Raw genomic sequence first — 20,876 nt, forward strand, 5'->3', positions numbered from 1 at the left:
AAACCGGCGCACGGAAAAGTCCGCCCCAAGCTCGTAGCAAACACAAAAAAGCAGCCTGAAAACCGCAATCCGGTTTTCAGGCTGCTTTGTATCGCCGTATAAACGTTTAGAACGAAAGTTTCAGGCTGCCGTAGAAGGAGCGGCCGGGTTCGTTGTAGGAAGCGGCGCTGCTGTTATCAGCGCTGCGGTACAGGCGTTTGTTAAACAGGTTGTTGATGCCCAGGCGCAGGTTCAGGTTTTTATTGAAACGGTAACCGGCGCTGATGCCGACCAAGCCGTAGGGGCTGACGGATTCGTTCGACAGGCCGGCATTACGCTCGGCATTGTTCAAAATCACTGAGCGCGGTTTCTGTTTGCCGTAGTAGGTAACATTCAGTGCGGCATCGAGTTTCTCGGTCGGCTGCCAGTTCAGGCTGCTGTTGATGGTGTACTTGGGAATCACCGACAGCGGATTGCCGGTGTCTTTGTTTACCGACTTGCGCATATAGGTAAAGTTGGTCGTCCATTTCAGCGTGCTGTGCAGCGGCAGAGTCAGATTGCCTTCCACGCCTTCCACCAGCGCTTTTTTGGCGTTCGTCCACTGATAAAGATGGTTGCCGAGATTGCTCAAGGCAACGGCTTCGTCGCCGGCAACGATTTTGTTGCGGTAATCGTTGTGGAAATAGGCCATGGATGCCTGATAGCCGCCGCGGGCAAATTCGAAACCGATTTCTTTATTGATGCTGGTTTCGGGTTTCAGACCGTCGTTACCGACCAGATAGCAGCGGATCGTGCCCGGCGTGCCGACTTTGCAGCCTTGTCCGCGGGTGTACAGGATGTAGTTGTGGTTACTCTGATACAGGTTCGGCGCTTTATAGGCACGGGCGATACCGCCTTTAATTGTCCATTCGCTGTTGATTTTCTGCACAAAGTTCAGGGCAGGACTCCAGTTGTTACCGGATTTGCTGTTGTGATCAAAGCGCAGTGCGGGAATCAGCTGGGTGCCGTGGCCGAAGCTGATATGGTCTTCCACATACAGGGCAAAGTTGTTCTGGCTGTTTGTTGTATTGCGGTTGGTGCCCAAGCCGGCAAAGACATCGGTTCGGCCTTGATCGGTAAAGCCCTGAGCCATCGAGCCTTTGTCGTCCAGATGGTCGTTGGTGTATTCGCTGCCGACGGTAAGCACATGATCGGCGCCGAGTTTGAAGGGAATATTGGTTTCGGCAAACAGGCGCTTGGTTTTCAAGGTACTGTCGGTAAAGTTGCGGTTTTGGTACTGGCCTTCGGGGCCGCCCATCAAACCTTCCACCAAATGCTCGTTTACGGTGCGGTCAAGCTGGGCAACCACTTTGGTGTCGCCCCAAGACCAAATGCCCTCGTGGGTCAGCGCGTTGCTGGTGCGTTTGAGGCGGGCGGTTTCTTCGCCGTAAAGCGATTTGGTCAGGTTGCTGGGGTTGTTGTTTTGGTTGTCGCCGGCGTAGATATTGCCCTGGCGGCTGTAGGAGCTGTCCAAAGTCAGGGTTTGTTCGGGCGTGATTTTCCAAGCCAGGCGGGCGGCGATATCGCGGTTTTTCACGCCGTCGCGGCCGGCGCCCAAAGTTTCGCTGCGAACGATACGGCCGCCGCGGTTTACCGTTGTGACTACGATCGGATTGATATCCTTAGCATCCGCATCGGTCTTATTCAGGCTGCCGTACAAACGGAAGCCGAGTTTGTCCTGCACGATGGGGCCGCTGACATTAAAGCCGATGCGGTTGGTTTTGCCTTCTTTGCTGCTTTGCGGCAGGTTGGTGTACAGGTTCAGGCCGCCGCTCCATTCGCTGCTGACCTTCTTGGTCACGATATTGACCACGCCGCCGGCGGCGCCGGAGCCGTAGCGGGCGGCGGCGGGGCCGCGCAGCACGGTGATGGATTCGATTTGCTCAACCGGCACCCAGTTGCTGTCGCCGCGGGTGTTGCGCTCGCCGCGCCAGCTGTAGCGCTCGGCATTACGCGAAGTAACGGGGCGGCCGTCGATCAGAATCAGGGTGTTTTCCGGCCCCATGCCGCGGATGTCGATCTGGCGTTTGTTGCCGCGCTCGCCCGAAGCGGTGTTGCCGGTCAGGTTGGCGCCGGGCATGGTGCGGATGATGTCGGAAATATCATTGACTGCCGGACGGCGTTCCAAATCTTTGGCGTTGATTTTCGATACGCCGAGCGACTGCTGCAGCTGGCGCTGGGCGGTAACGTAAACGGTTTGCAGCTCCTGATCCTGCTCTTGGCCGGCGGTTTCGCCGTCGGCATAGGCAAAGCCGCTGACAAGCGCGGCGCTGAGCAGACTCAGGCGGAAAAACGGAGATGTGCGCATAGGTTTTATCCTGTCGGTTAAGTTAAAAAAACGCCAAAAGGCGTAAAGAAAGATAAGCAATTCGTAATAATTATAGATTAGAAAAGAAATTAGGGCAAAACGCTTAACGCGCACCGCAGCCGATGCGGACGCAGCCTGAAACGTTTTCAGGCTGCCTGCGCCGCGGCCGCAGGGTAAAATGCGCCCTTTTTTGCCGCTTTGCCGCCATGAATCCCTACACCGGCCGTTTCGCCCCCAGCCCCACCGGCCTGCTGCACATCGGTTCGCTGCTGACCGCCACCGCATCCTACGCTGCCGCCCGTGCCGCCGGCGGGCGCTGGCTGCTGCGCATGGAAGATCTCGACCCGCCGCGCGAGATGCCCGGCGCCGCCGCCGACATTCTGCGCACCCTTGAAGCCTTCGGTTTCGAGTGGGACGGCGAAGTCGCCTACCAAAGCCGCCGCCACGCGCTGTACCGCACGGTGCTGGCCGATTTGCAGGCGCGCAATCTGGTCTATCCCTGCTACTGCAGCCGCCGCCAATGGCAGCAGGAAGCACGCGCCGGCGCCGATGGTTTTGTCTATGGCGGCCGCTGCGCCGATCCGGCTTTCAGGCAGCCTGAAAACGGCAAAACTCCGGCCTGGCGGCTGCGCGTGCCCGATAGCGATATTGTTTTCGACGACGCCATCGTCGGCCGCTACCGCCAGAATCTCGCCCGCGACATCGGCGACTTCGTACTTCTGCGCGCCGACGGCTTTTGGGCCTACCAGCTGGCGGTGGTGGCCGACGATGCCGAGCAGGGCATCACCCATATCGTCCGCGGCCAAGACCTGCTGGTTTCGACGCCGCGCCAAATCTGGCTGCAGCGCTGCCTGAACTATCCGCAGCCGCACTACGCCCACCTGCCGCTGCTCACCAACCGCGCCGGCCAGAAATGGTCGAAGCAGACCCTCGCCCCCGCCCTTGATTTGGCGCGACGCGAACAGCTGCTGCGGCAGGTGATGGCCTATCTTCAGCTGCCGCCCTGCCCAGCCGTGGACAAACCGCAGGATCTGCTCGCCTGGGCGGTGCGCCATTGGGACATCGCCCGCATTCCGCCGCAGCCAATCTGCACCGAAGATGCGCCGGCCGAAACCGTTTAACAAGCAGCCTGAAAGCGCCTGCCCGGCTTTCAGGCTGCCAAAAGCGTTGGGGCAAACTTTCAGGCTGCCTGCAAGACGGTTTTGCGGTTTTCAGGCTGCCTGCGTAGCGTAGCAAAGTTGCGGAGCTAAAGCCGCTTTGCCAAGCCGGCATGCCGCGCGTAGAGATGGCGGGCGGTTTCTTAGGCTATAATCCGCCCTTTCTACACTTCCCGCCTGCCGCCATGAACGCCTTTGCCCAAGCCCTGTCCGCCGCCCTTCAATACGCCATCGTCAGCCGCGAAATCAGCGCCGGTGATGCCGCCGCCGGCTTCGTTTACCGCGAAGCGCCGGCCTTCGAGCAAGACAGCGGCTGGCGTTTTTTCAGCGGCGCGGAAAGCGACGAATTCTGCGAAGACGCCGCCAATTTCGACACCCTGCCGCTCTCGCAGGCGCTCGAACTCTGCCCCGAAGCCGCCGCGCTGATGAACGAAACCGCCGGCGCCTGGGAATGGGACGACGATGCCGGCCGCTTTCAGGCTGCCGCCGACTGGCAGCCGCAGGATTAGTCCTTCCCCCTTTCATCCACCTTCACAAGATCCCCGTCATGAAAACCATCGAACCCCTAAGCGGCGATTTTCGCCTGCGTATCGGCATCGTCCAAGCCCGTTTTTCCAACGAAATCGGCAGCGCCATGTTGAAAGTAGCCCACCAGAAACTGATCGAATTGGGCGTGGCCGACGACGATATCGTCGTCGCCACCGTGCCCGGCGCGCTGGAAATTCCGCTGGCGCTGCAGCAGATGGCGCGCGCACGCACCAAATTCGACGCGCTGATCGCCATCGGCGCGGTGATCCGCGGCGAAACCTACCATTTCGAGCTGGTGTCCAACGAATCGGGCGCCGGTATCACCCGCGTCGGCCTGGATCACGACATCCCGATCGCCAATGCCGTGCTCACCACCGAAAACGACGAACAGGCGCACGCGCGCATTGAAGAAAAAGCCCGTGATGCCGCCCTTGTCGCCGTAGAAGGCGCCCGCCTGAAAGCCGCGCTGCACTACCATCTTTAAACGCTTCCCGCCACACAGGAACCCTCCGATGAAAAGCAAACCTTTCCTGCCCTCGCCGCGCCGCCGCGCCCGCGAATACGCCGTGCAGTCGCTCTACCAGATCCAAATCAATCCCGACATCCTGCCCGAGCAAGCCGCCAAAAGCGTGTACGACAGCATCGCCAAAGACAAAGCCGCCGCCCGCAGCGCGCTGGAAAGCCGCGACGACGGCGCCGCTCCCGCCGCAGCGCTGGCCAAGCTCGATAATCTCGAAAGCACCGCCACCGAGCTGTACGCCGCCATCTTTTTCGGCGCCCATGCGCGCGAGAACGAGCTGATGACCATCATCCGCCCGCTGCTCGACCGCGACGAGAAAACCGTCAACCCCATCGAACGCTGCGTGCTGCTGATGGCGGCTTTCGAACTCAAAGCCATGCCGGAAACGCCCTATCCGGTGATCATCAACGAAGCCATTGAAATTACCAAAACCTTCGGCGGCACCGACAGCCACAAATTCGTCAACGGCATTCTCGACAAACTGGCGGCCGAACTGCGCCCGCACGATCCAAAGCCCAAAGCGCATTAAGGCACGCCGGCACAGGTTTTCAGGCTGCCTTTCCCATCAAAGCAGCCTGAAAAGGCAGCCTGAAAACGCCGCACCCGTTTTACCGACAGCCGGCACGCCGGCACAAGGAGCTACACCATGAAACAGACTTCGCTGTTTTTCCCGCTGCTGCTGATTATCTTCGGCGTGCTGTGGTTCTTAAAAAGCATGCACTGGTTCCCCGAAACCAGCGACATCATCGCCTTTTTCCTGATTGCCGCCGGCATTCTGGTGTTTGTGCTCGACGGCTTTAACAAACAATCCGTCGTCAGCGCGCCGCTGCTGATGTATTTCGGCGGCGCGCTGTATGTGAACCAGCACCACGACTATCCGGTATCGCCGATGGCGGCGCTGGGGCTGGTGCTGTGGGGGCTGTGCCTGCTGCTGGCACGCAGCGGGCTGGTGCCGCCGAAACACCGCGAATGGAACGGCAGCTGATTGCCCGTCCCCAAACATAACAAGGCAGCCTGAAAACCGAAAATACGGTTTTCAGGCTGCTTTTTTGCGCGGAGGCTGCCGCGGGATAACGGATTACTGCTGCGGTGTTTTTTCGTTTTCCGCCGCCGCTTTGCCGCCAAAACGGCAGACGATAATGCCGATTTCGTAGAGTAGCAGCATCGGCACCGCCAGCATAAACTGCGACAGCACGTCGGGCGGGGTCAGCACCGCGGCGACAATAAAGGCGCCCACCACCACATACGGCCGCGCCTGCTTCAGTTTTTCCAGGCTGATCACGCCCATGCGGTGCAGCAGCACCACCGCCACCGGCACTTCAAAAGCGGTGCCGAAGGCGACAAACATGCCGATGACGAAAGACACGTAATTGCCGATGTCGGTGGCCATATTCACGCCGTCGGGCGTGGTGCCGCTCAAGAATTTGAACACCACCGGAAACACCAGGAAATAGCAAAACGCCATGCCGGCGGCAAACAGCGTCAGGCTCGAGAGCAGCAGCGGCAGCACCAGCCGTTTTTCCTGCTTGTAGAGCGCGGGGGCGACAAACGCCCACAGCTGGAACAGCGTATGCGGCAGCGACAGCAGAAAGGCGGCCATCGCCGTTACCTTCAACGGCACGAAAAACGGCGCCGCCACATCGGTGGCAATCATGTGCGTGCCCTGCGGCAGCGCCGCCATCAGCGGCTGCGCCACCAGCGCGTAAATCTGCTTGGCAAAGGGCAAAAGCGCGAGCAGGCACAGCACGAACACCGACGCCGCCCACAGCAGGCGGCGGCGCAGTTCGATCAGGTGCTCGATCAGGGGCTGGCCCACGCCCAGTTGTTCTTCGCTCAACGGCGGCTCCTTAAGCGCGGCTTGGGACGGTAGCGCGGGCGCAGGTCGCGTTTGCGCGCCATCGCCTGTTTGCGCAGCGATTTGGTATAAAAACCGGCCTGAACCGGCGGCGGGGCGTATTCGTCGATACCGAAGTCGGCGGGCGTTTTCAGCGGCGGCAGGCGCTCCCAGGCCGACAGGCCGTCGGCATCGCGGCCGATGTCGGCAGCGGCTTCGTTCAGGCTGCCCTGCAATTGGCCGGCGGCCTGCTGCAATTCGTCTTTCACCGCAGAGAGTTCGGACGCTTCAACCTGGCGCATCAGCTCTTCTTTCATGCCGGCAGCCAGGCTGCGGATTTTGCCCGCCCAGCGGCCGGCGGTGCGCGCCACTTTGGGCAGGCGCTCGGGGCCGAGCACCACCAGCGCGACGGCGCCCGCTACCAGCATTTCGTTGAAGCTGAAATCAAACATTGGTTTTTCAGGCTGCTTTGCCGCCGTCGGACGATTCGCCGCCTTCGGCTTTTTCTGCGGTGTTTTCAGCGGTTTTTTCCGCAGGGGCGTCTTTATTTTCGCTGCCCTGGTTCAGGCCTTCTTTGAAATCGTGCACCGCGCCGCCCAGATCGCGGCCGATGTTGCGCAGTTTGGCGGTGCCGAATACCAGCACCACTATCAGTAAAACGATCAGCCAGTGGCTGACAGATGAGAGACCCATGATGTTTCCTTTCGGGTAAGGGACGGATGCGGCGGATGCCGGCCGCGCCGTTCGGATCGGGTAAAACGGTTTTCAGGCTGCCTGAAAGCGTTGCGGGGCGGTATCGGCGGCCGATACGGCTGTCTTTTATGCAAGCAGCCTGAAATAGCGATATTTCAGGCTGCCGTATTGTAATTTATTTTGCCGGCCGCAGGCGCGTTTTTTGGCACGAGCGGCGCTTGGGGCTCAACGGCCGCCACGGTTTTAGCTCCGCAACTGCGCTACGCTACGCAGGCTGCCTGAAACGCGGCAACGGCGCTGCCGCTCAGGATTTGAGCGGCGTAATCACGCACACGCCGTGCACCTGCTTGCCTTCGGACTGCGCGGCTTCAACGCCGGAAGCGGGTACGCCGCCGTAGCAGGCGATGCTGCTGAGCGAGTTTTTCGGCGAGCCTTGGATGATTTTGTCGCTGTATACCAGATAGGCGAAGGCTTTGCGCTTGGGGTCGTAGTAGCGGATGATCTGCTGGCTTTTGAAGGCGAAGCTGGCGCTGCGTTTGAACACTTGGCGCGGTTTTTTCACCACGTTTTCGTCGTATTCGATCTGCGGCGCGCTCTGCACGCAGGATACCGATGCGTCGCTGGCGTCTTCTTCCAGATTCACCGTTTCTTTCAGGCCGCCTTTTTTGGCGTAGGAAATATAGCAGGCCACGCCTTTGACGTCGGGATCGTCGAAACCTTCCACTTCGATGCGGTCGTTCTTGCCCAGCAGGTTGAATACGGTGTCGGCATCGCCGATTTTGTCGGTGTCTTGGCCGCAGGCGGCCAGCGCCAGCGCCAGCGCGCACAGCAGGGGCAGATGGGGTTTCACGGGCTTCGTCCTTGTTTCGGGTTTTCTGGCTGCTTTTCAGGCTGCCGCGATTAAGGCAGCCTGAAAAGCAAAACGGCCGTCAGATGTATTCGACGCTGACGATTTCGTATTCGCGCACGCCGCCGGGCGCCTGCACTTCGGCGATGTCGCCCTCTTCTTTGCCGATCATCGCACGGGCGATGGGCGAATTGACGGAGATTTTGAAATGCTTGATATCGGCTTCGTCGTCGCCGACGATTTGGTAGCGCACTTCGTCGCCGTTGTCGGCATCGGACAGGGTTACGGTGGCGCCGAACACCACTTTGCCCTCGGCGTGGATTTCGGCGGGTTTGACTACCAGGGCGCGGGCGAGCTTGCCTTCGATTTCGGCAATGCGCCCTTCGATAAAGCCCTGGCGCTCTTTGGCGGCTTCGTATTCGGCGTTTTCCGACAAATCGCCGTGCGAGCGCGCTTCGGCAATCGCGGCGATTACTTCGGGACGGGCAACGCTCTTGAGCTGCTGCAGTTCGCCGCGCAACAGTTCGGCGCCGTATTCGGTTAAGGGGATTTTTTGCATAGTGGTTCTCCTCAGGCGTCTTTCAGACTGCCTGAAATCAATAAAAAGGCAAGCCGCTGTCTTCGGCGGCTTGCGGGTATGGAAAGATTGTGGCGCATTGTACCAAACCGGCAATAAAAAACAATACGGCGGGGAAGCCCTGCTCCGCCCGCCTGATTCGGCCGCTATCGGTTTATTTGAGCGGCGTCATGCCCATGTGTTCGAGCAGGAAGTTGGCAAATGCGGGGTTGCTCGGCTTTTTGCGCACATACGGCCAGCGCTGCTGCCAGCCTTTGAGCGCGTTTTCAACGTAATTCTTCGCCTGCTGCGGGCTGATTTTGCCCGATTGGCTGTCCACCGCAGCGCGCAGGTAAACGTCGTACACGCTGTCATCGACGCTGTTGGCGCCCACCAGTTTCAGGCGGTAACGGTTCAGGTATTGCGCGGCTTGGACTTTGGTCATTTTGCCGCCGCGCACCTGCGTGCCCAAACGCTGGGCTTCAGCGCGGATTTTGGCAACATCCGACCAGTGGCTGGATGCGAGCGTGTAGCCGCTGTCGGCCGGACGGCTGCTCGGCGGATTCAGGGTGGCGTCGCAAGCGGCCAGCGCCAGCATGGCGGCAAGCAGCAGGACGGGGGATTTTCTTACCATCACGGGCAATCTCCACATAAAACGGGCCGGCGCGTTTCAGGCAGTCTGAAAAAATACGGCGCGCAACGCACCAACCAAAATAACCGGGTTGAAAAATGCCGCGATTCTACCCGATTTCAGGCTGCCGTAAAAGCAGCGGACCGCCCCGCCGGATGCCGGGACAGTCCGCGCAAAGCAGCCTGAATCAGGCCAGATCGGCAAACAGCGGGGTGGACAGGTAGCGCTCGCCGTAAGACGGAATCACCACCACGATCAGTTTGTCTTTGTTTTCCGGCTTGGCGGCCAGCTGCAGGGCGCTCCATACGGCGGCGCCGGATGAGATGCCGACCAAAATGCCTTCCTGTTCGGCCATCGCGCGGGCGGTGGCAAAGGCGTCGTCGTTGGCCACCTGGATGACGCCGTCGTAGATTTCGGTGTTGAGAATGCTGGGCACAAAGCCGGCGCCCAAGCCCTGAATCGGGTGAGGGCCTTTCTGGCCGCCGCTCAAAACGGCCGATGCGGCCGGCTCAACGGCATACACCTGCACGCCGGGTTTGCGCGATTTGAGCACTTCGCCCACGCCGGTTACGGTGCCGCCGGTGCCGACGCCGGCCACGAAAATATCGACTTGGCCGTCGGTGTCGCGCCACACTTCTTCGGCGGTGGTCTGGCGGTGGATTTCAACATTGGCGGGGTTGTCAAACTGGCGCGGCATGAAATAAACATCGGGATTATTTTTCACAAACTCTTCGGCTTTGGCCAGCGCGCCGCCCATGCCCTCGGCGGCGGGGGTCAGCACCAGTTCGGCGCCGTAGGCGCGCAGCAGCATGCGGCGCTCGCGGCTCATGCTCTCGGGCATGGTGATGACCAGTTTGTAGCCTTTGGCGGCGCATACCATCGCCAAGCCGATGCCGGTGTTGCCGCTGGTGGCTTCGACGATAATGGTTTTTTCATTGATTTTTCCCGCTTTCTCCGCCGCTTCCAGCATGGAAATGGCGATGCGGTCTTTCACGCTGCTGCCGGGGTTGAAAAACTCCAGTTTGGCGGCGACGCGGCCGGGCAGTCCTTTGCCCAGGCGTTGCAGTTCCACCAGCGGGGTGTTGCCGATCAGGTCGATGATGCTGGAAGCGATGTTCATGGTGCAGATCCTTATATCGAGTGTTGGAAAGCGGGAAACCGCGCGTATCGTGTTGCGCCGCGCAGTATAGCAAACGCGAAAGGCGCCATGCTACGCACCGCACCGCCGCAACGAAAGACTTTGTGCTGCTTTGCCTTATAACCGCCCGCGCTATGCGGCAGCCTGAAAACGGTTTGCCGCTTTCAGGCTGCCTGCCGCCGCATGGCGGGAATCTTTATAATGAGATGACCCGCATCCCCACCTTTCGGACAAAAAATGAAAAAAACATTATTCCTGCTGCTGGCACACGGTCTGTTTTTCGTCGTCTTTTTTACTGTGAACCACCGGCACTTCGACCCTGCGGGCTATGCCGCCTATTCAGCGGTAGCGGCGCTGGTGCAGACGGCAGGCGCCCGGGCAAAAACGCCCAGCACTACCAAAGCGGCGGATGCGCTGTTTGCCGTTTACCTGCTGTTGCTGCTGCTCGGAGCGGCGCCGTCGCCTTTCGGCGGTCTTGCGCCCGATGATAGCGGCGGCAGCCGTTTTGCATGGTCGGCGGGGCTGGCGGCAGGCTTTATGCTTTTGCTGTTTGTTATCGGCAGGCCAGCGGGCAAAAAGGTTTCGTAAGGCCTCCCCAAACCGGCACAGGCAGCCTGAAAACGTGCATTCGGCTTTTCAGGCTGCCTGTTTTATATAGAGTGCCTGCCGCATCCGCTATATAATCCGCGCCTTTTACCCCGTCTTCAGGCTGCCGCCGCATCCTAAAAAGCAGCCTGAAAACCCAAAGCACACGATGACGTCCGATTCTGCCCCCACCCGCTCCCACCGCCCCGCTGCCGCCGCATGGTTTGCGCTGGTGCTGCTCACCCTGTGGTGGGACTGGCTGGCCGCGCCGCTGCACAACGGCAGCTGGCTGCCGCTGATCAAACTGCTGCCGCTGCTGCTGCCCGCGCGCGGTATTTTGTCGGGAAAAATCTACACTTACCAGTATGCTTCGATGCTGGTGCTGTTTTATTTCACCGAAGGCGTGATGCGGCTGTTTGATGCCGTGCCGGCCAGCCGCTGGTTCGCCGCCGCCGAAACCGCGCTCTCGGTGCTGTTTTTCGTGCTGTGCCTGGCCTATCTCAAACAATTCAAAAACAAACGGAAACCCTAAATGTCCGATTCTTCCCGCCTGCCGCTGTTGGAGTGGCGCGTGCTGCCGCTGTGGTTCGGCCTGACGCTGGTGGCCGCCCTGCCCTTTTTGTCGATTTACCGCGTCGGCCCGCTGCCGAGTTTTTTCCTTGAAAGCGGCTCGCTGCTGTTTGTGCTGCTGTGGGTGCTGGCCAGCGTGTTTTCAGGCTGCCTGAAAAACCGTCCGCCTGCCGCCGCATGGTATTTCACCGCGCTGGCGCTGTTTTGGGCGGGACAGGCACGGCTGATGGAAGTGGGCTATACCGGTCAGAACGATATGGCGGCGTGGTCCTTTCTGATTCTGGCGCTCGGCGCTTGGGCGGCGCGCGGCTGGATCGACAAAATCGGCCAGGAGCGCGCGGTATCGGTGCTGGCCTGGGTGCTGCTGTGGGCGTGTCTGGTGCAGGCGGTAATCGGCTGGCTGCAGTACACCGGCCTGGCGGCGCAGTTCAAAGGGCTGCTGATGTACCGCAACGGCATCGTTGAAGGCCAGCTCGGTCAGCGCAACCATTTCGGCCACTATCTAATGTGGGGCGTGCTGGCAGCCGCCTATTTGTGGGGACAGCGCCGGCTGGCCGCCTATCTGGCGCTGCCGCTGATTGTTTTTCTCGCCGCCACCATCGGCCTGACCGGCTCGCGCACGGTGTTCGGCTATCTGCTGGCGCTGGCGCTGCTGCTGCCGCTGGCGCGCTGCTTCGGCGGGCGCCAAATCAATCGCAGCCTGTGGTGCATGGCGGCTGCCGGCGCGGCGGTGCTGCTGTTTCAGTTTGCGCTCGAACCGCTGCTGGCGCTGGCCGACGGCAAAAACATGACCAGCGCCGCCGAGCGACTGGGCAGCAGCTCTTTCGGCCAGTCCGGCCGCCACTACGAATGGCTCAAAGCATGGAAATCGTTTCAGGCTGCTCCGTGGTTCGGCCACGGCTGGGGCAGTTATTCCCTGCAGGGCTTTCTGATTAACGACGTCTATCCCGACGGCTACCGCCCCTACGAAAACGGCGTGCTGTTCACCCACAGCCACAACTCTCTACTCAACCTGCTCGCCGAAATGGGCATCGCCGGCACCGCGCTGGTGCTGGGCGGACTGCTGTGGGTACTGCGCGGCAGCCTGAAACGCGCCCATGCCGCGCAGGGCGTGTTTGTGCTGGGCGCGATTTCGGTGTCGCTGGTGCACAGCCTGCTCGAATATCCGCTGTGGTACATCTATTTTCTCAGCGCTTTTTCGCTGTTTGTCGGCTTTGCACCGCCTGCACGCGAAACCGCTGTTTCAGGCAGCCTGAAAACCGACGACGCGACAAGATCCGGCCTAATCTACAGCGGCATGGCCGCGCTGCTGGCGCTGGCCTTGTGCGGCGGCATTATGCGGCTGGCGGCGGCCTATCAGGAGCTGCGCGCCGTGGCCGGCAATATTCCGGCCGATTTGCGCGAGCGCAGCCGCAATACCATGAGCCTGCTGCAAATCGCCAAAACCGAACCGATGCTCAAGTATTACGCCCAATACCATCTGATGAACTACATCGACCCGCGCGACGGACGTTTCCCCGACTGGGCGTATCAGGCCGGCCGCGACGCCCTGCGCTACCGCCCCTTCGCCAACAGCTACAAATGGGCGCTTCTGGCCTACCGCAACGGCGACAAAGCCGAAGCCGAACGCTGGATGGAAGCGGCTTACCGCTACTACCCCGCCCGACTCGATGCCTACGGCTCGGCGCTCTCGGCCAGCAGCTACTACCCTGAACTTTTGGCCGGCTACGGCAAACACTGCCGCGCCTACTACCAAAGCATCGGCCGCCCTGATTCCTGCATCACCGCCGCGCCGCCGCTGCCGGCGGCCGCATCATCCGTTTCGGCGCCCGCCCGTTAAATCAGCGCCGGCAATATTTTCAGGCTGCCTTTTTTGCCCCTTAACCGCGGCGCAAGGCAGCCTGAAAACGTTTCGCCGCCCGCGTTAAAACTTGTTAAACCGCTGCCGCTGCCGGATAATGGGCAGCCACGGCGGGGCGCGGCAACCAGGCGGCCGCAGCGGCGTCCCGTTTCTTTCAGGCTGCCTCACACAAGGAATACCAAACTATGAATGCTGTAATTATCGGCGTGCTGGTGATGCTGGTGTTGTCGCTGGCACGGGTGCACGTGGTGCTCAGCCTGGTGGTCGGCGCCTTTGCCGGCGGGCTAGCGGCCGGATTGCCGCTGGCAGACGTAAACGATGCGGCGGGCAATGTCGTTACCCAGGGCGTGATGTCGCACTTTCAGGCTGGTTTGGCCAACGGCGCCAACATCGCCCTTTCCTACGCCATGCTCGGCGCCTTTGCGATGGCCATCACCCACTCCGGCCTGCCGCAGCAGATGGCGGGCGCCATCATCCGCCGGCTCGACAAAGGCCGCAACGACAAAATCCCGCCGCGCATCAACCTGCTCAAATGGGTGCTGATCGGCGGCATCGTGCTGATGGCGGTGTCGAGCCAGAACATCGTCCCCATCCACATCGCCTTTATTCCGATGATGATTCCGCCGCTGTTGGGCGTGTTCAACCGCCTGCGCATCGACCGCCGCCTGATCGCCTGCGCCATCACTTTCGGCCTGGTAACCACCTATATGTTCCTGCCCTACGGCTTCGGCGCGGTGTTCCTGAACAAAATCCTGCTGGCCAACGTGGAAAAATCGGGCATGGACGTGCACGGCATCAATGTGATGCACGCAATGGCGATTCCGGCGCTGGGCATGGTTGCCGGCCTGCTGCTGGCCTTTGTCCACTACGGCCGCGAGCGCATCTACCAAGACCGCGAAATCGACCGCAGCAATGAAGAAAACAGCGCCGCGCTGCCCAAAGTTTCGGCCTACCGCAGCCTGGTTGCCGGCATCGCGATTTTGGTGTGCTTCGCCATCCAGCTGATTTACAAAGACGCGCTGCTGCTGGGCGCAATGCTCGGTTTTGCCGTCTTTATGATGCTCGGCGTGGTGCAGCGCAAAGAAGCCGACAGCGTGTTCAACCAAGGCATCCGCATGATGGCGATGGTCGGCTTCATTATGATTGCCGCGCAGGGCTTTGCCGAAGTGATGAACGCCACCGGCGAAATCAAACCGCTGGTGGACGCCAGCGCCAGCATGTTTGCCGGCAGCAAGGCGATGGCCGCCTTCGCCATGCTGATGGTCGGCCTGCTGGTAACCATGGGCATCGGCAGCTCCTTCTCCACCCTGCCCATCATCACTTCGATTTATGTGCCGCTATGCGTGGGACTCGGTTTCTCGCCGCTGGCCACCGTGGCGATTATCGGCACCGCCGGCGCACTCGGCGATGCCGGTTCCCCTGCCTCCGACTCCACCCTCGGCCCGACCATGGGGCTGGATGCCGACGGCCAGCACAACCACATGCGCGACAGCGTGATTCCCACCTTTATCCACTACAACATCCCGCTGTTTATCGCCGGCTGGATTGCCGCCATGGTGCTGTAATGGAACAGTTGGAAGAGCGTATTACCGAGCTGGAAATCCGTCTCGCCCTGCAGGACGAACTGCTGGCCAGCCTGAACGACACCGTTGCCGACCTGCGCCAAACCCTCGATTTGCAGCAGGCGCAGCTCAGGCTGCTCTACCAGCGCCAGCAGCAGGCGCAGGATGCCGGCAAACCCTTCGCCCCGCAGGAAGAAATCCCGCCGCATTACTGAATACAGCCGCAGGCAGCCTGAAAAACCCTTTTCAGGCTGCCTGCCTTTCATCCCGTCCCCAACACACAAGGATTCCGATATGACCGTTTACTTTCTCGGCGGCGGCAATATGGCCGGCGCCATCATCGCCGGCCTGCACCGCATCTCGCCCGAAACCGCCGTCCACGTGGTCGATAACAACGCCGACAGACGCCACTTTCTAAACGAGCAATACGGCGCCGCCGCTTCCGACACCCTACCCGAACTCACCGCCGACGACGTGCTGGTGCTTGCCGTCAAACCGCAGGATATGGAAACGGCCTGCGCCGGCATCCGCCACAACGGTGCGCTGGTACTGTCCGTTGCCGCCGGCCTGCCCGTTGCCACCCTATCGCGCTATCTCGGCGGCACACAGCGCATCGTGCGCGTAATGCCCAACACCCCCGCCCAAGTCGGCGAAGGCATCTCCGGCCTGTTTGCCGGCAGCGGCACCAGCGAAGACGACCGCCGCCGCGCCGAAGCCATCATGGGCAGCAGCGGCCAAACCCTCTGGCTCGACACCGAAGCGCAAATGCACGCCATCACCGGCATCAGCGGCAGCGGCCCCGCCTACGTCTTCTACCTGCTCGACGCCCTGCAGCAGGCGGCGCAAAATCTCGGCTTCGACCCGCAGCAGGCACGCACCCTGAGCCTGGCCACCTTCAAAGGCGCCGTCGCCCTGGCCGAGCAGTCCGGCGAAGACTTCCGCGTTTTGCAGGACAAAGTTACTTCCAAAGGCGGCACCACCTTCGCCGCGCTGGAAAGCTTCCGCAGCAACCGCGTCGCCGAGAATCTGCAGCAAGGCGCCGCCGCCGCCGCCACCCGCTCCGAAGAAATGGCCGCGCAGTTTGCCTGAGCCGGATGTGCCAGCAAACGCCAAAAGCAGCCTGAAAGCCGGTTTTCGCTTTTCAGGCTGCTTTTGCCATTGCCAAACGAATGCGTTTTGCCTACCCTTGCCACTTCCCAACCCGCAAAGGATCCACCATGAACTTCCAAAACCTGCTTAACCAAGTGCTCGGCGGCGTGCAGCAAAGCGGCGGCGACAAAAGCCTGATCGACAAGCTCGGCGGCGGCGCGGCGGTGGCCGGGCTGGCAGCGATGCTGCTGAGCAAGAAAACCCGCAGCCGGCTGCTGACCACCGGCTCGGCCACCGCCCTGGGTGCGCTGGCCTACCACGCCTACCAAAACTGGCAGCAAAGCCGTAATGCCGCTGGCGGCCAAACCGCCCAGTCGGCGCCGCTGCTGGCGCAAAACGCTTTCGAGCCGCAGGGCGAACAGGCGCAAAATGCCGGCCGTTTGATTCTGAAAACCATGATTGCCGCCGCCGCGGCCGACGGTCAGATTGACGAAGCCGAGCTCAAACTGATCAGCCAGGAAGGCGGCGATGACGAGGAAAGCCGCCAATGGCTGCTGGCCGAAAGCCAGAACCCCGCCACACCTGCCGAACTGGCACAGCTGGCCGGCGGCGATACCGCAGCGGCGGCCGAGGCTTATCTCGCCGCCCGCATGGTGTGCGGCGAGCTCTCGCGCAAGGAAATCGTTTTCTTGTCGCAACTGGCCGATGCTTTCGGACTGGAAGCGCAGTTTGTCGAGCAGTTGGAACAGCAGGCCGGTTTCTAAACTGCGACAGCAGGCAGCCTGAAAGCCGTCCTGCGCCCGATAAGGCACTCAAAAGCATTCGCCCCGCCGGTGTTCTCCCGGCGGGGCGGATGTTTTCAGGCTGCTTTGCGTGTCGTCAAACCAAACGTATCTATCCGACAGCGCACAGGCAGCCTGAAACGCTGCCCCAAATGCTTTTCAGGCTGCCTTTGTCGTGCAAAAGGCAGCCTGAAACAATCTGGCATTTGTCTGACCGCAGGCAAGATTCTATTCTGCGCTGCTGCCGCTTGGCTTTTTCTTGCGCGGCTTGCGGCGTCGGCGTTTGCCGGCCGGCGGGGCGTCTGCCGGTGCGTTTTGCACCATTTCGTTGCGCTCGTCTTCACCGGCGTGCTGAAAACGCGTCCACCACTCGGCCAGCGGGCGCAGGCTGTCGTCGTGCGCGGCCCGCAACAGCAGAAAATCGTAGGCGGCACGAAAGCGCGGCTGCGCCAGCAGGCGGAAAGGGCGGCTGCCGCGGCAATAGGCAAACTGCGGCTGCAGCGCCCAGATTTCGCGCATGGTGGCGGCAAAGCGCTGCGGCACGCCCCAGCCTTTTTCGATGCTGTCGCGCACATCGCTGATGGCGGCATTCATGGCGGCGGCGGATTTGTGGGCGGCGGCGTTTTGTTTCAGCCGCCATTCCAGCTCCGGCCACAACACGGCCGCCAGCACGAAACCTACCGATACGGTTTTGCCTTCGCCCAAACGGCGGTCGGTTTGGCGCAGCGCATCGGCGGCAATATGGCTTTCAGGCTGCCCGCTGCTGTCGAGCATGGCGGTGAGAATCGGATGGATGTCGGCGGACACGCCAAGTTGCTTGAGCTGCACCAGGCAGCCGGCGGCATGGCCGGAAAACAGGATTTTCAGCAGTTCGTCAAACAGCCGCGCCACCGGCTCGCGCTGCAGCAGCACGGCGGCTTCGGCAATCGGCGCGGCGGTGGCGGCATCAACTTCGAAACCGAGTTTGCCCGACAGACGCACCGCCCGCAGAATGCGCACGGGGTCTTCCTGATAGCGCTCGGCGGCGTTGCCGATCATCACCAGCCGCCGTGCGCGGATGTCGGCCAGACCGCCGCAGCGGTCGATGATTTCGCCGCGCTCGCAGTCGTAATACAGAGCGTTGCAGGTGAAATCGCGGCGCAGGGCGTCCTGCTCGAGCGTGCCGTAGGCGTTGTCGTTCATAATCCGGCCGTGCTCGTTGCGCCGCACTTTGCCGCCACTGCGGAAAGTGCTGACTTCGATGGTTTCGGCACCGACCATCACATGAACGATTTGAAAGCGGCGGCCGATAATCCGGCTGCGGCGGAAGATTTTGCGCACTTCTTCGGGCGTGGCGTCGGTGGCGACGTCAAAATCTTTGGGCTCCATGCCCAACAGCAAATCGCGCACGGCTCCGCCGACCAGATAGCCCTGATAGCCGGCGCGATGCAGGCGTTTGAGCACCGATTCGGCGGCGGTGCCTTCGATATCGAGTGGGTAGGGGTAGCGTTCGCCGGTATTTTTGTTGTGTGGTTTGCGCTTGCTAAAAACGCTGTCCAACCATTTTTTCAGCATGGCGTATTTCTCAGGCAGCCTGAAATTCGCTTGCGAATCCAGACGCAACAGGACTGCCGGACAAAGCGCGGCAGCCGTCATAACGAATTGGCGGCATCATCGCCGCGTAAAACGGGCAAGATATACAAAACCAAAGCCGAATACCCAAAAGTATTCGGCTCCGGTAACAGCAGATAACTGCGGCAGCTTATTTAGCGGCAGAAGCAACTTCGGAAGCAGCGGCTTTAGCAGCAGAAGCAGTTTCTTGAACGGCTTCTTTTGCTTCGGTTTTTACTTCTTCAACAGCTTCTTTGGCATCGGCTTTTACTTCAGAAGCAGTAGCGGCAGCTTCGCTGGCCATTGCACCGGCAGCAGATGCTGCAGAAGCCATTTCGCTGCTTACTTGGGAAGCGGCGGCAGAAGCGGCATTTTCAGCAGCTTTCTGAGCATCGTTACAAGCGGCAACGAACAGAGTCAACAATGCGGCAGCGATCAGAGATTTTTTCATTTTTAACAACCTTAGTAAAACAATAAAAACAAGTAAAAAAGCGAGCTGACCTTGAGAAGGAATCTTCCTAAAGACGCCCGTTTGGTTTTGCAACGGGGCGTATTGTGCCTGAATTTGCGCAAATTGGCAATATGACGGAAAACGGCAGTAAATTAAAAACCCGCCCACATATTCGCAAATAAATTAAGCCGATATTTTGTTTGTGTATTTATTTGTCAAAACGTCAATTCCTCGTTGCATTCACGCAACAAGACGATAAATTTGCCCCGCCGCCATTGTGCTATACTCACGCCCCGCAAAAGATGGCCATTCCACGAAATCCGCAACCGTCCCATCCCAACTTAAAAGGAAACAGAATGATTAAGAAAAACTCCGTAGTCGGCCTGCATTACAAAATGTACGATGCCGACAACAACCTGCTTGACGAAACCACCGAACCGATGGTGTATCTGCACGGCGGCTACGACGGCATTTTCCCGCTGGTGGAAGAAGCGCTGCACGAAAAAAACATCGGCGATACCGTTGATGTGCTGATGCAGCCTGAAGACGCTTTCGGCGAACAAGATCCCGAGCTGGTGCGCATTGAAGATGTGAAAGTCTTTCCGGTGGAAGTCGAGCCGGGCATGATGTTTGAAGCCGACGACCCGCAGCACGGCGTCGTTATCTACCGGGTAACCGATGTTGCCGACGGCAAAGCGGTGGTGGACGGCAACCACCCGCTGGCGGGGATGAAAATCCGCTTCCAAGGCACTGTCGAGAGCATTCGCGAAGCCAATGCCGAAGAAATCGCCCACGGCCATGCCCACGGCGCGCACGGACATCACCATCATTAAACTGCCGAGTTGAAAACAAAACGGGTAATGCACTGGCTGCATTACCCGTTTTTTATCGCAGCATTACGCCGAAATGCCATACATAAAAAGTTTTCAGGCTGCCTGAATAATACAGGCAGCCTGAAAACCGGTTTGCGGCCAAATGGCTTATTTGCTGCCGACGGCGTTTTTGGTGTCGGTCGGCAAAGCCTTGCCTTTGGGATGGGATTTGCCCCACACATAGGCGGTCAGGATGTGGATTTTTTCGTCGGTCAAAAAGCCTTCCCATGCCGGCATCTGGTTGTGGCGACCGCCGGTAATGGTTTCGATAATGGCTTTTTCGCTGCCGCCCCACAGCCAAGTGTTGTCGGTCAGGTTCGGTGCCATGCCCTGGTTGCCCTGGCCTTTGTCGCCATGGCAGACCGCGCAGTTGGCGGCAAAAGTTGCCTGGCCGCGGGCGGCACGCTCTTCGTTATGTTGCTTGCCGGAGAGCGACATCACATAGTTGGCCACGTCTTTCACGCCTTCTTCACCGAATTTCGGACCCCAAGCAGCCATCACGCCGGTACGGCCTTTGGAGATGGTTTCGTGGATTTTCTCTGGCGTACCGCCCCACAGCCAGTCGGAGTCGGTCAGGTTGGGGAAGCCACGCCGACCCTCGGCATCGGAGCCGTGGCATTGGATACAGTAGGTGGCAAACAGGTTTTGGCCGATTTTCATCGCTTCCGGATTCTTGGCGACGTCTTCGACTTTCATCTGCGCAAACTTCTTATATATCTTGCCGTATTGCGCTTCGGCAGCCTGAACTTCCTTGCGGTAGGCATTGCGGCTGGTCCAGTGTTCGCCGCCGAAGGAGATGCCTTTGTAATCGCCCATGCCAGGATAGACGATCAGATATGCGATACCAAATACAATGGTACAAATAAACATCCAAAACCACCACTTGGGCAGGGGGTTGTTGTATTCCTCAATACCGTCCCAAGAATGACCCATGGTTTTGACTTCTTCGCCTTTGGGCGGGGCTTTGACTTTGTTTTGCGACAGCAGCAGCCATATGATGCCGATAAAGCTGGCAACGACTATTGCGATAATGTAGTAATGCCAAAATCGGCTGGTGAATTGTGATTCCATTATTTTGCTCCGTGCCCATGTTCTGACTGGACATCATCTTGTTTTTTGGTTTGTGTTTGCTCGTCAGGCGTATCGGGGTCATCCACGATGCTGTTGGCCGCTTCGTCGTAATTGGCTTTGTTGCGCTTGTTCATCACGACATAAACCACCAGGGCAAAGCTGATCGATACCCACAAGGTAAACAAGATGCGTACCCCATTCAGATCCATAGTG

General features: G+C 59.9%; 25 protein-coding genes. 13 read left to right on the plus strand and 12 right to left on the minus strand.

Features of this window, described 5'->3' with window-relative positions; all coding sequences use genetic code 11:
* Window positions 1-106: 106 nt before the first annotated feature.
* Window positions 107-2,326, minus strand: coding sequence for a FepA family TonB-dependent siderophore receptor (locus MB824_RS05755; protein WP_238746679.1), 2,220 nt, complete (start codon window positions 2,324-2,326; stop codon window positions 107-109).
* A 206-nt stretch (window positions 2,327-2,532) separates the two neighbouring features.
* Here MB824_RS05755 and gluQRS point away from each other — a divergent pair, with 206 nt between their 5' ends.
* From gluQRS to MB824_RS05780, 5 genes are all read left to right on the plus strand, one after another.
* Window positions 2,533-3,447, plus strand: a complete 915-nt coding sequence (gluQRS, locus tag MB824_RS05760) for a tRNA glutamyl-Q(34) synthetase GluQRS (protein ID WP_238746680.1) — start codon at window positions 2,533-2,535, stop codon at window positions 3,445-3,447.
* Between the two features lie 221 nt (window positions 3,448-3,668).
* Window positions 3,669-3,992 (plus strand): DUF2185 domain-containing protein, encoded by a 324-nt coding sequence (locus tag MB824_RS05765; protein ID WP_238746837.1) that lies wholly within the window; start codon window positions 3,669-3,671, stop codon window positions 3,990-3,992.
* A 38-nt stretch (window positions 3,993-4,030) separates the two neighbouring features.
* Window positions 4,031-4,495 carry a 6,7-dimethyl-8-ribityllumazine synthase gene (gene ribH / locus MB824_RS05770; protein WP_238746681.1) on the plus strand — a complete coding sequence of 155 codons (465 nt, stop codon included), beginning with the start codon at window positions 4,031-4,033 and terminating at the stop codon, window positions 4,493-4,495.
* Between the two features lie 28 nt (window positions 4,496-4,523).
* Window positions 4,524-5,060, plus strand: a complete 537-nt coding sequence (nusB, locus tag MB824_RS05775) for a transcription antitermination factor NusB (protein ID WP_238746682.1) — start codon at window positions 4,524-4,526, stop codon at window positions 5,058-5,060.
* A 117-nt stretch (window positions 5,061-5,177) separates the two neighbouring features.
* Window positions 5,178-5,516, plus strand: a complete 339-nt coding sequence (locus tag MB824_RS05780) for a LiaF transmembrane domain-containing protein (protein WP_238746684.1) — start codon at window positions 5,178-5,180, stop codon at window positions 5,514-5,516.
* Between the two features lie 93 nt (window positions 5,517-5,609).
* On the opposite strand, the gene tatC is transcribed toward MB824_RS05780, so the two are convergent.
* From tatC to cysK, 7 genes are all read right to left on the minus strand, one after another.
* Complete coding sequence (gene tatC, locus MB824_RS05785) at window positions 5,610-6,368, minus strand: twin-arginine translocase subunit TatC (protein WP_238746686.1); 759 nt, start codon at window positions 6,366-6,368, stop codon at window positions 5,610-5,612.
* Entirely contained in the window at window positions 6,365-6,817 is a 453-nt protein-coding gene (tatB, locus tag MB824_RS05790) for a Sec-independent protein translocase protein TatB (RefSeq protein WP_238746688.1), read from the minus strand. Before tatB ends, tatC begins: the two co-directional genes overlap by 4 nt.
* A 7-nt stretch (window positions 6,818-6,824) precedes the next feature.
* Window positions 6,825-7,058, minus strand: coding sequence for a Sec-independent protein translocase subunit TatA (gene tatA, locus MB824_RS05795; protein WP_238746689.1), 234 nt, complete (start codon window positions 7,056-7,058; stop codon window positions 6,825-6,827).
* 304 nt (window positions 7,059-7,362) lie between these two features.
* Window positions 7,363-7,908, minus strand: coding sequence for a CreA family protein (locus MB824_RS05800; protein WP_238746690.1), 546 nt, complete (start codon window positions 7,906-7,908; stop codon window positions 7,363-7,365).
* Window positions 7,909-7,987: 79 nt separating this feature from the next.
* Window positions 7,988-8,464 carry a transcription elongation factor GreA gene (gene greA / locus MB824_RS05805; protein WP_238746691.1) on the minus strand — a complete coding sequence of 159 codons (477 nt, stop codon included), beginning with the start codon at window positions 8,462-8,464 and terminating at the stop codon, window positions 7,988-7,990.
* Window positions 8,465-8,636: 172 nt separating this feature from the next.
* On the minus strand, window positions 8,637-9,113 hold the full coding sequence (locus tag MB824_RS05810; protein WP_238746693.1) for a hypothetical protein: 477 nt from the start codon (window positions 9,111-9,113) through the stop codon (window positions 8,637-8,639).
* 166 nt (window positions 9,114-9,279) lie between these two features.
* Window positions 9,280-10,212 carry a cysteine synthase A gene (gene cysK / locus MB824_RS05815; RefSeq protein ID WP_238746695.1) on the minus strand — a complete coding sequence of 311 codons (933 nt, stop codon included), beginning with the start codon at window positions 10,210-10,212 and terminating at the stop codon, window positions 9,280-9,282.
* Window positions 10,213-10,467: 255 nt separating this feature from the next.
* On the opposite strand from cysK, the gene MB824_RS05820 reads away from it, so the two are divergent.
* The 7 genes from MB824_RS05820 (at window position 10,468) to MB824_RS05850 (ending at window position 16,661) form a co-directional block, all read left to right on the plus strand.
* A complete protein-coding gene (locus MB824_RS05820) occupies window positions 10,468-10,818 on the plus strand; it encodes a hypothetical protein (RefSeq protein ID WP_238746697.1) in 351 nt (116 codons plus the stop codon).
* 166 nt (window positions 10,819-10,984) lie between these two features.
* Window positions 10,985-11,347, plus strand: coding sequence for a DUF2069 domain-containing protein (locus MB824_RS05825; RefSeq protein WP_238746699.1), 363 nt, complete (start codon window positions 10,985-10,987; stop codon window positions 11,345-11,347).
* Window positions 11,348-13,225 carry a PglL family O-oligosaccharyltransferase gene (locus MB824_RS05830; RefSeq protein ID WP_238746701.1) on the plus strand — a complete coding sequence of 626 codons (1,878 nt, stop codon included), beginning with the start codon at window positions 11,348-11,350 and terminating at the stop codon, window positions 13,223-13,225.
* A 206-nt stretch (window positions 13,226-13,431) separates the two neighbouring features.
* Window positions 13,432-14,811 (plus strand): Na+/H+ antiporter family protein, encoded by a 1,380-nt coding sequence (locus MB824_RS05835; RefSeq protein ID WP_238746705.1) that lies wholly within the window; start codon window positions 13,432-13,434, stop codon window positions 14,809-14,811.
* Window positions 14,811-15,023 carry a SlyX family protein gene (locus tag MB824_RS05840; protein ID WP_238746707.1) on the plus strand — a complete coding sequence of 71 codons (213 nt, stop codon included), beginning with the start codon at window positions 14,811-14,813 and terminating at the stop codon, window positions 15,021-15,023. The genes MB824_RS05835 and MB824_RS05840 overlap by 1 nt, the downstream gene beginning before the upstream one ends.
* A gap of 79 nt (window positions 15,024-15,102) precedes the next feature.
* A complete protein-coding gene (gene proC, locus MB824_RS05845; protein ID WP_238746713.1) occupies window positions 15,103-15,897 on the plus strand; it encodes a pyrroline-5-carboxylate reductase in 795 nt (264 codons plus the stop codon).
* A 128-nt stretch (window positions 15,898-16,025) separates the two neighbouring features.
* Entirely contained in the window at window positions 16,026-16,661 is a 636-nt protein-coding gene (locus tag MB824_RS05850; RefSeq protein ID WP_238746714.1) for a tellurite resistance TerB family protein, read from the plus strand.
* A 246-nt stretch (window positions 16,662-16,907) separates the two neighbouring features.
* Here the strand turns inward: MB824_RS05850 and pcnB are convergent, their stop codons facing one another.
* Together pcnB and MB824_RS05860 are read right to left on the minus strand one after the other, a co-directional pair.
* Window positions 16,908-18,233, minus strand: a complete 1,326-nt coding sequence (gene pcnB / locus MB824_RS05855; RefSeq protein ID WP_238746719.1) for a polynucleotide adenylyltransferase PcnB — start codon at window positions 18,231-18,233, stop codon at window positions 16,908-16,910.
* 187 nt (window positions 18,234-18,420) lie between these two features.
* Window positions 18,421-18,813: a hypothetical protein gene (locus MB824_RS05860; RefSeq protein ID WP_238746720.1), complete on the minus strand. Its 393-nt coding sequence runs from the start codon at window positions 18,811-18,813 to the stop codon at window positions 18,421-18,423.
* 263 nt (window positions 18,814-19,076) lie between these two features.
* On the opposite strand from MB824_RS05860, the gene MB824_RS05865 reads away from it, so the two are divergent.
* Window positions 19,077-19,553 (plus strand): FKBP-type peptidyl-prolyl cis-trans isomerase, encoded by a 477-nt coding sequence (locus MB824_RS05865; RefSeq protein WP_238746723.1) that lies wholly within the window; start codon window positions 19,077-19,079, stop codon window positions 19,551-19,553.
* A 147-nt stretch (window positions 19,554-19,700) separates the two neighbouring features.
* On the opposite strand, the gene ccoP is transcribed toward MB824_RS05865, so the two are convergent.
* Both ccoP and MB824_RS05875 read right to left on the minus strand, forming a co-directional pair.
* A complete protein-coding gene (ccoP, locus tag MB824_RS05870) occupies window positions 19,701-20,663 on the minus strand; it encodes a cytochrome-c oxidase, cbb3-type subunit III (RefSeq protein WP_238746725.1) in 963 nt (320 codons plus the stop codon).
* Window positions 20,663-20,872 carry a cbb3-type cytochrome oxidase subunit 3 gene (locus MB824_RS05875; protein ID WP_238746727.1) on the minus strand — a complete coding sequence of 70 codons (210 nt, stop codon included), beginning with the start codon at window positions 20,870-20,872 and terminating at the stop codon, window positions 20,663-20,665. Before MB824_RS05875 ends, ccoP begins: the two co-directional genes overlap by 1 nt.
* Between the last annotated feature and the right edge of the window lie 4 nt (window positions 20,873-20,876).

Origin of the sequence: Kingella pumchi (assembly GCF_022288825.1) — a bacterium.
In the GTDB taxonomy this organism is placed as follows: domain Bacteria; phylum Pseudomonadota; class Gammaproteobacteria; order Burkholderiales; family Neisseriaceae; genus Kingella_D; species Kingella_D pumchi.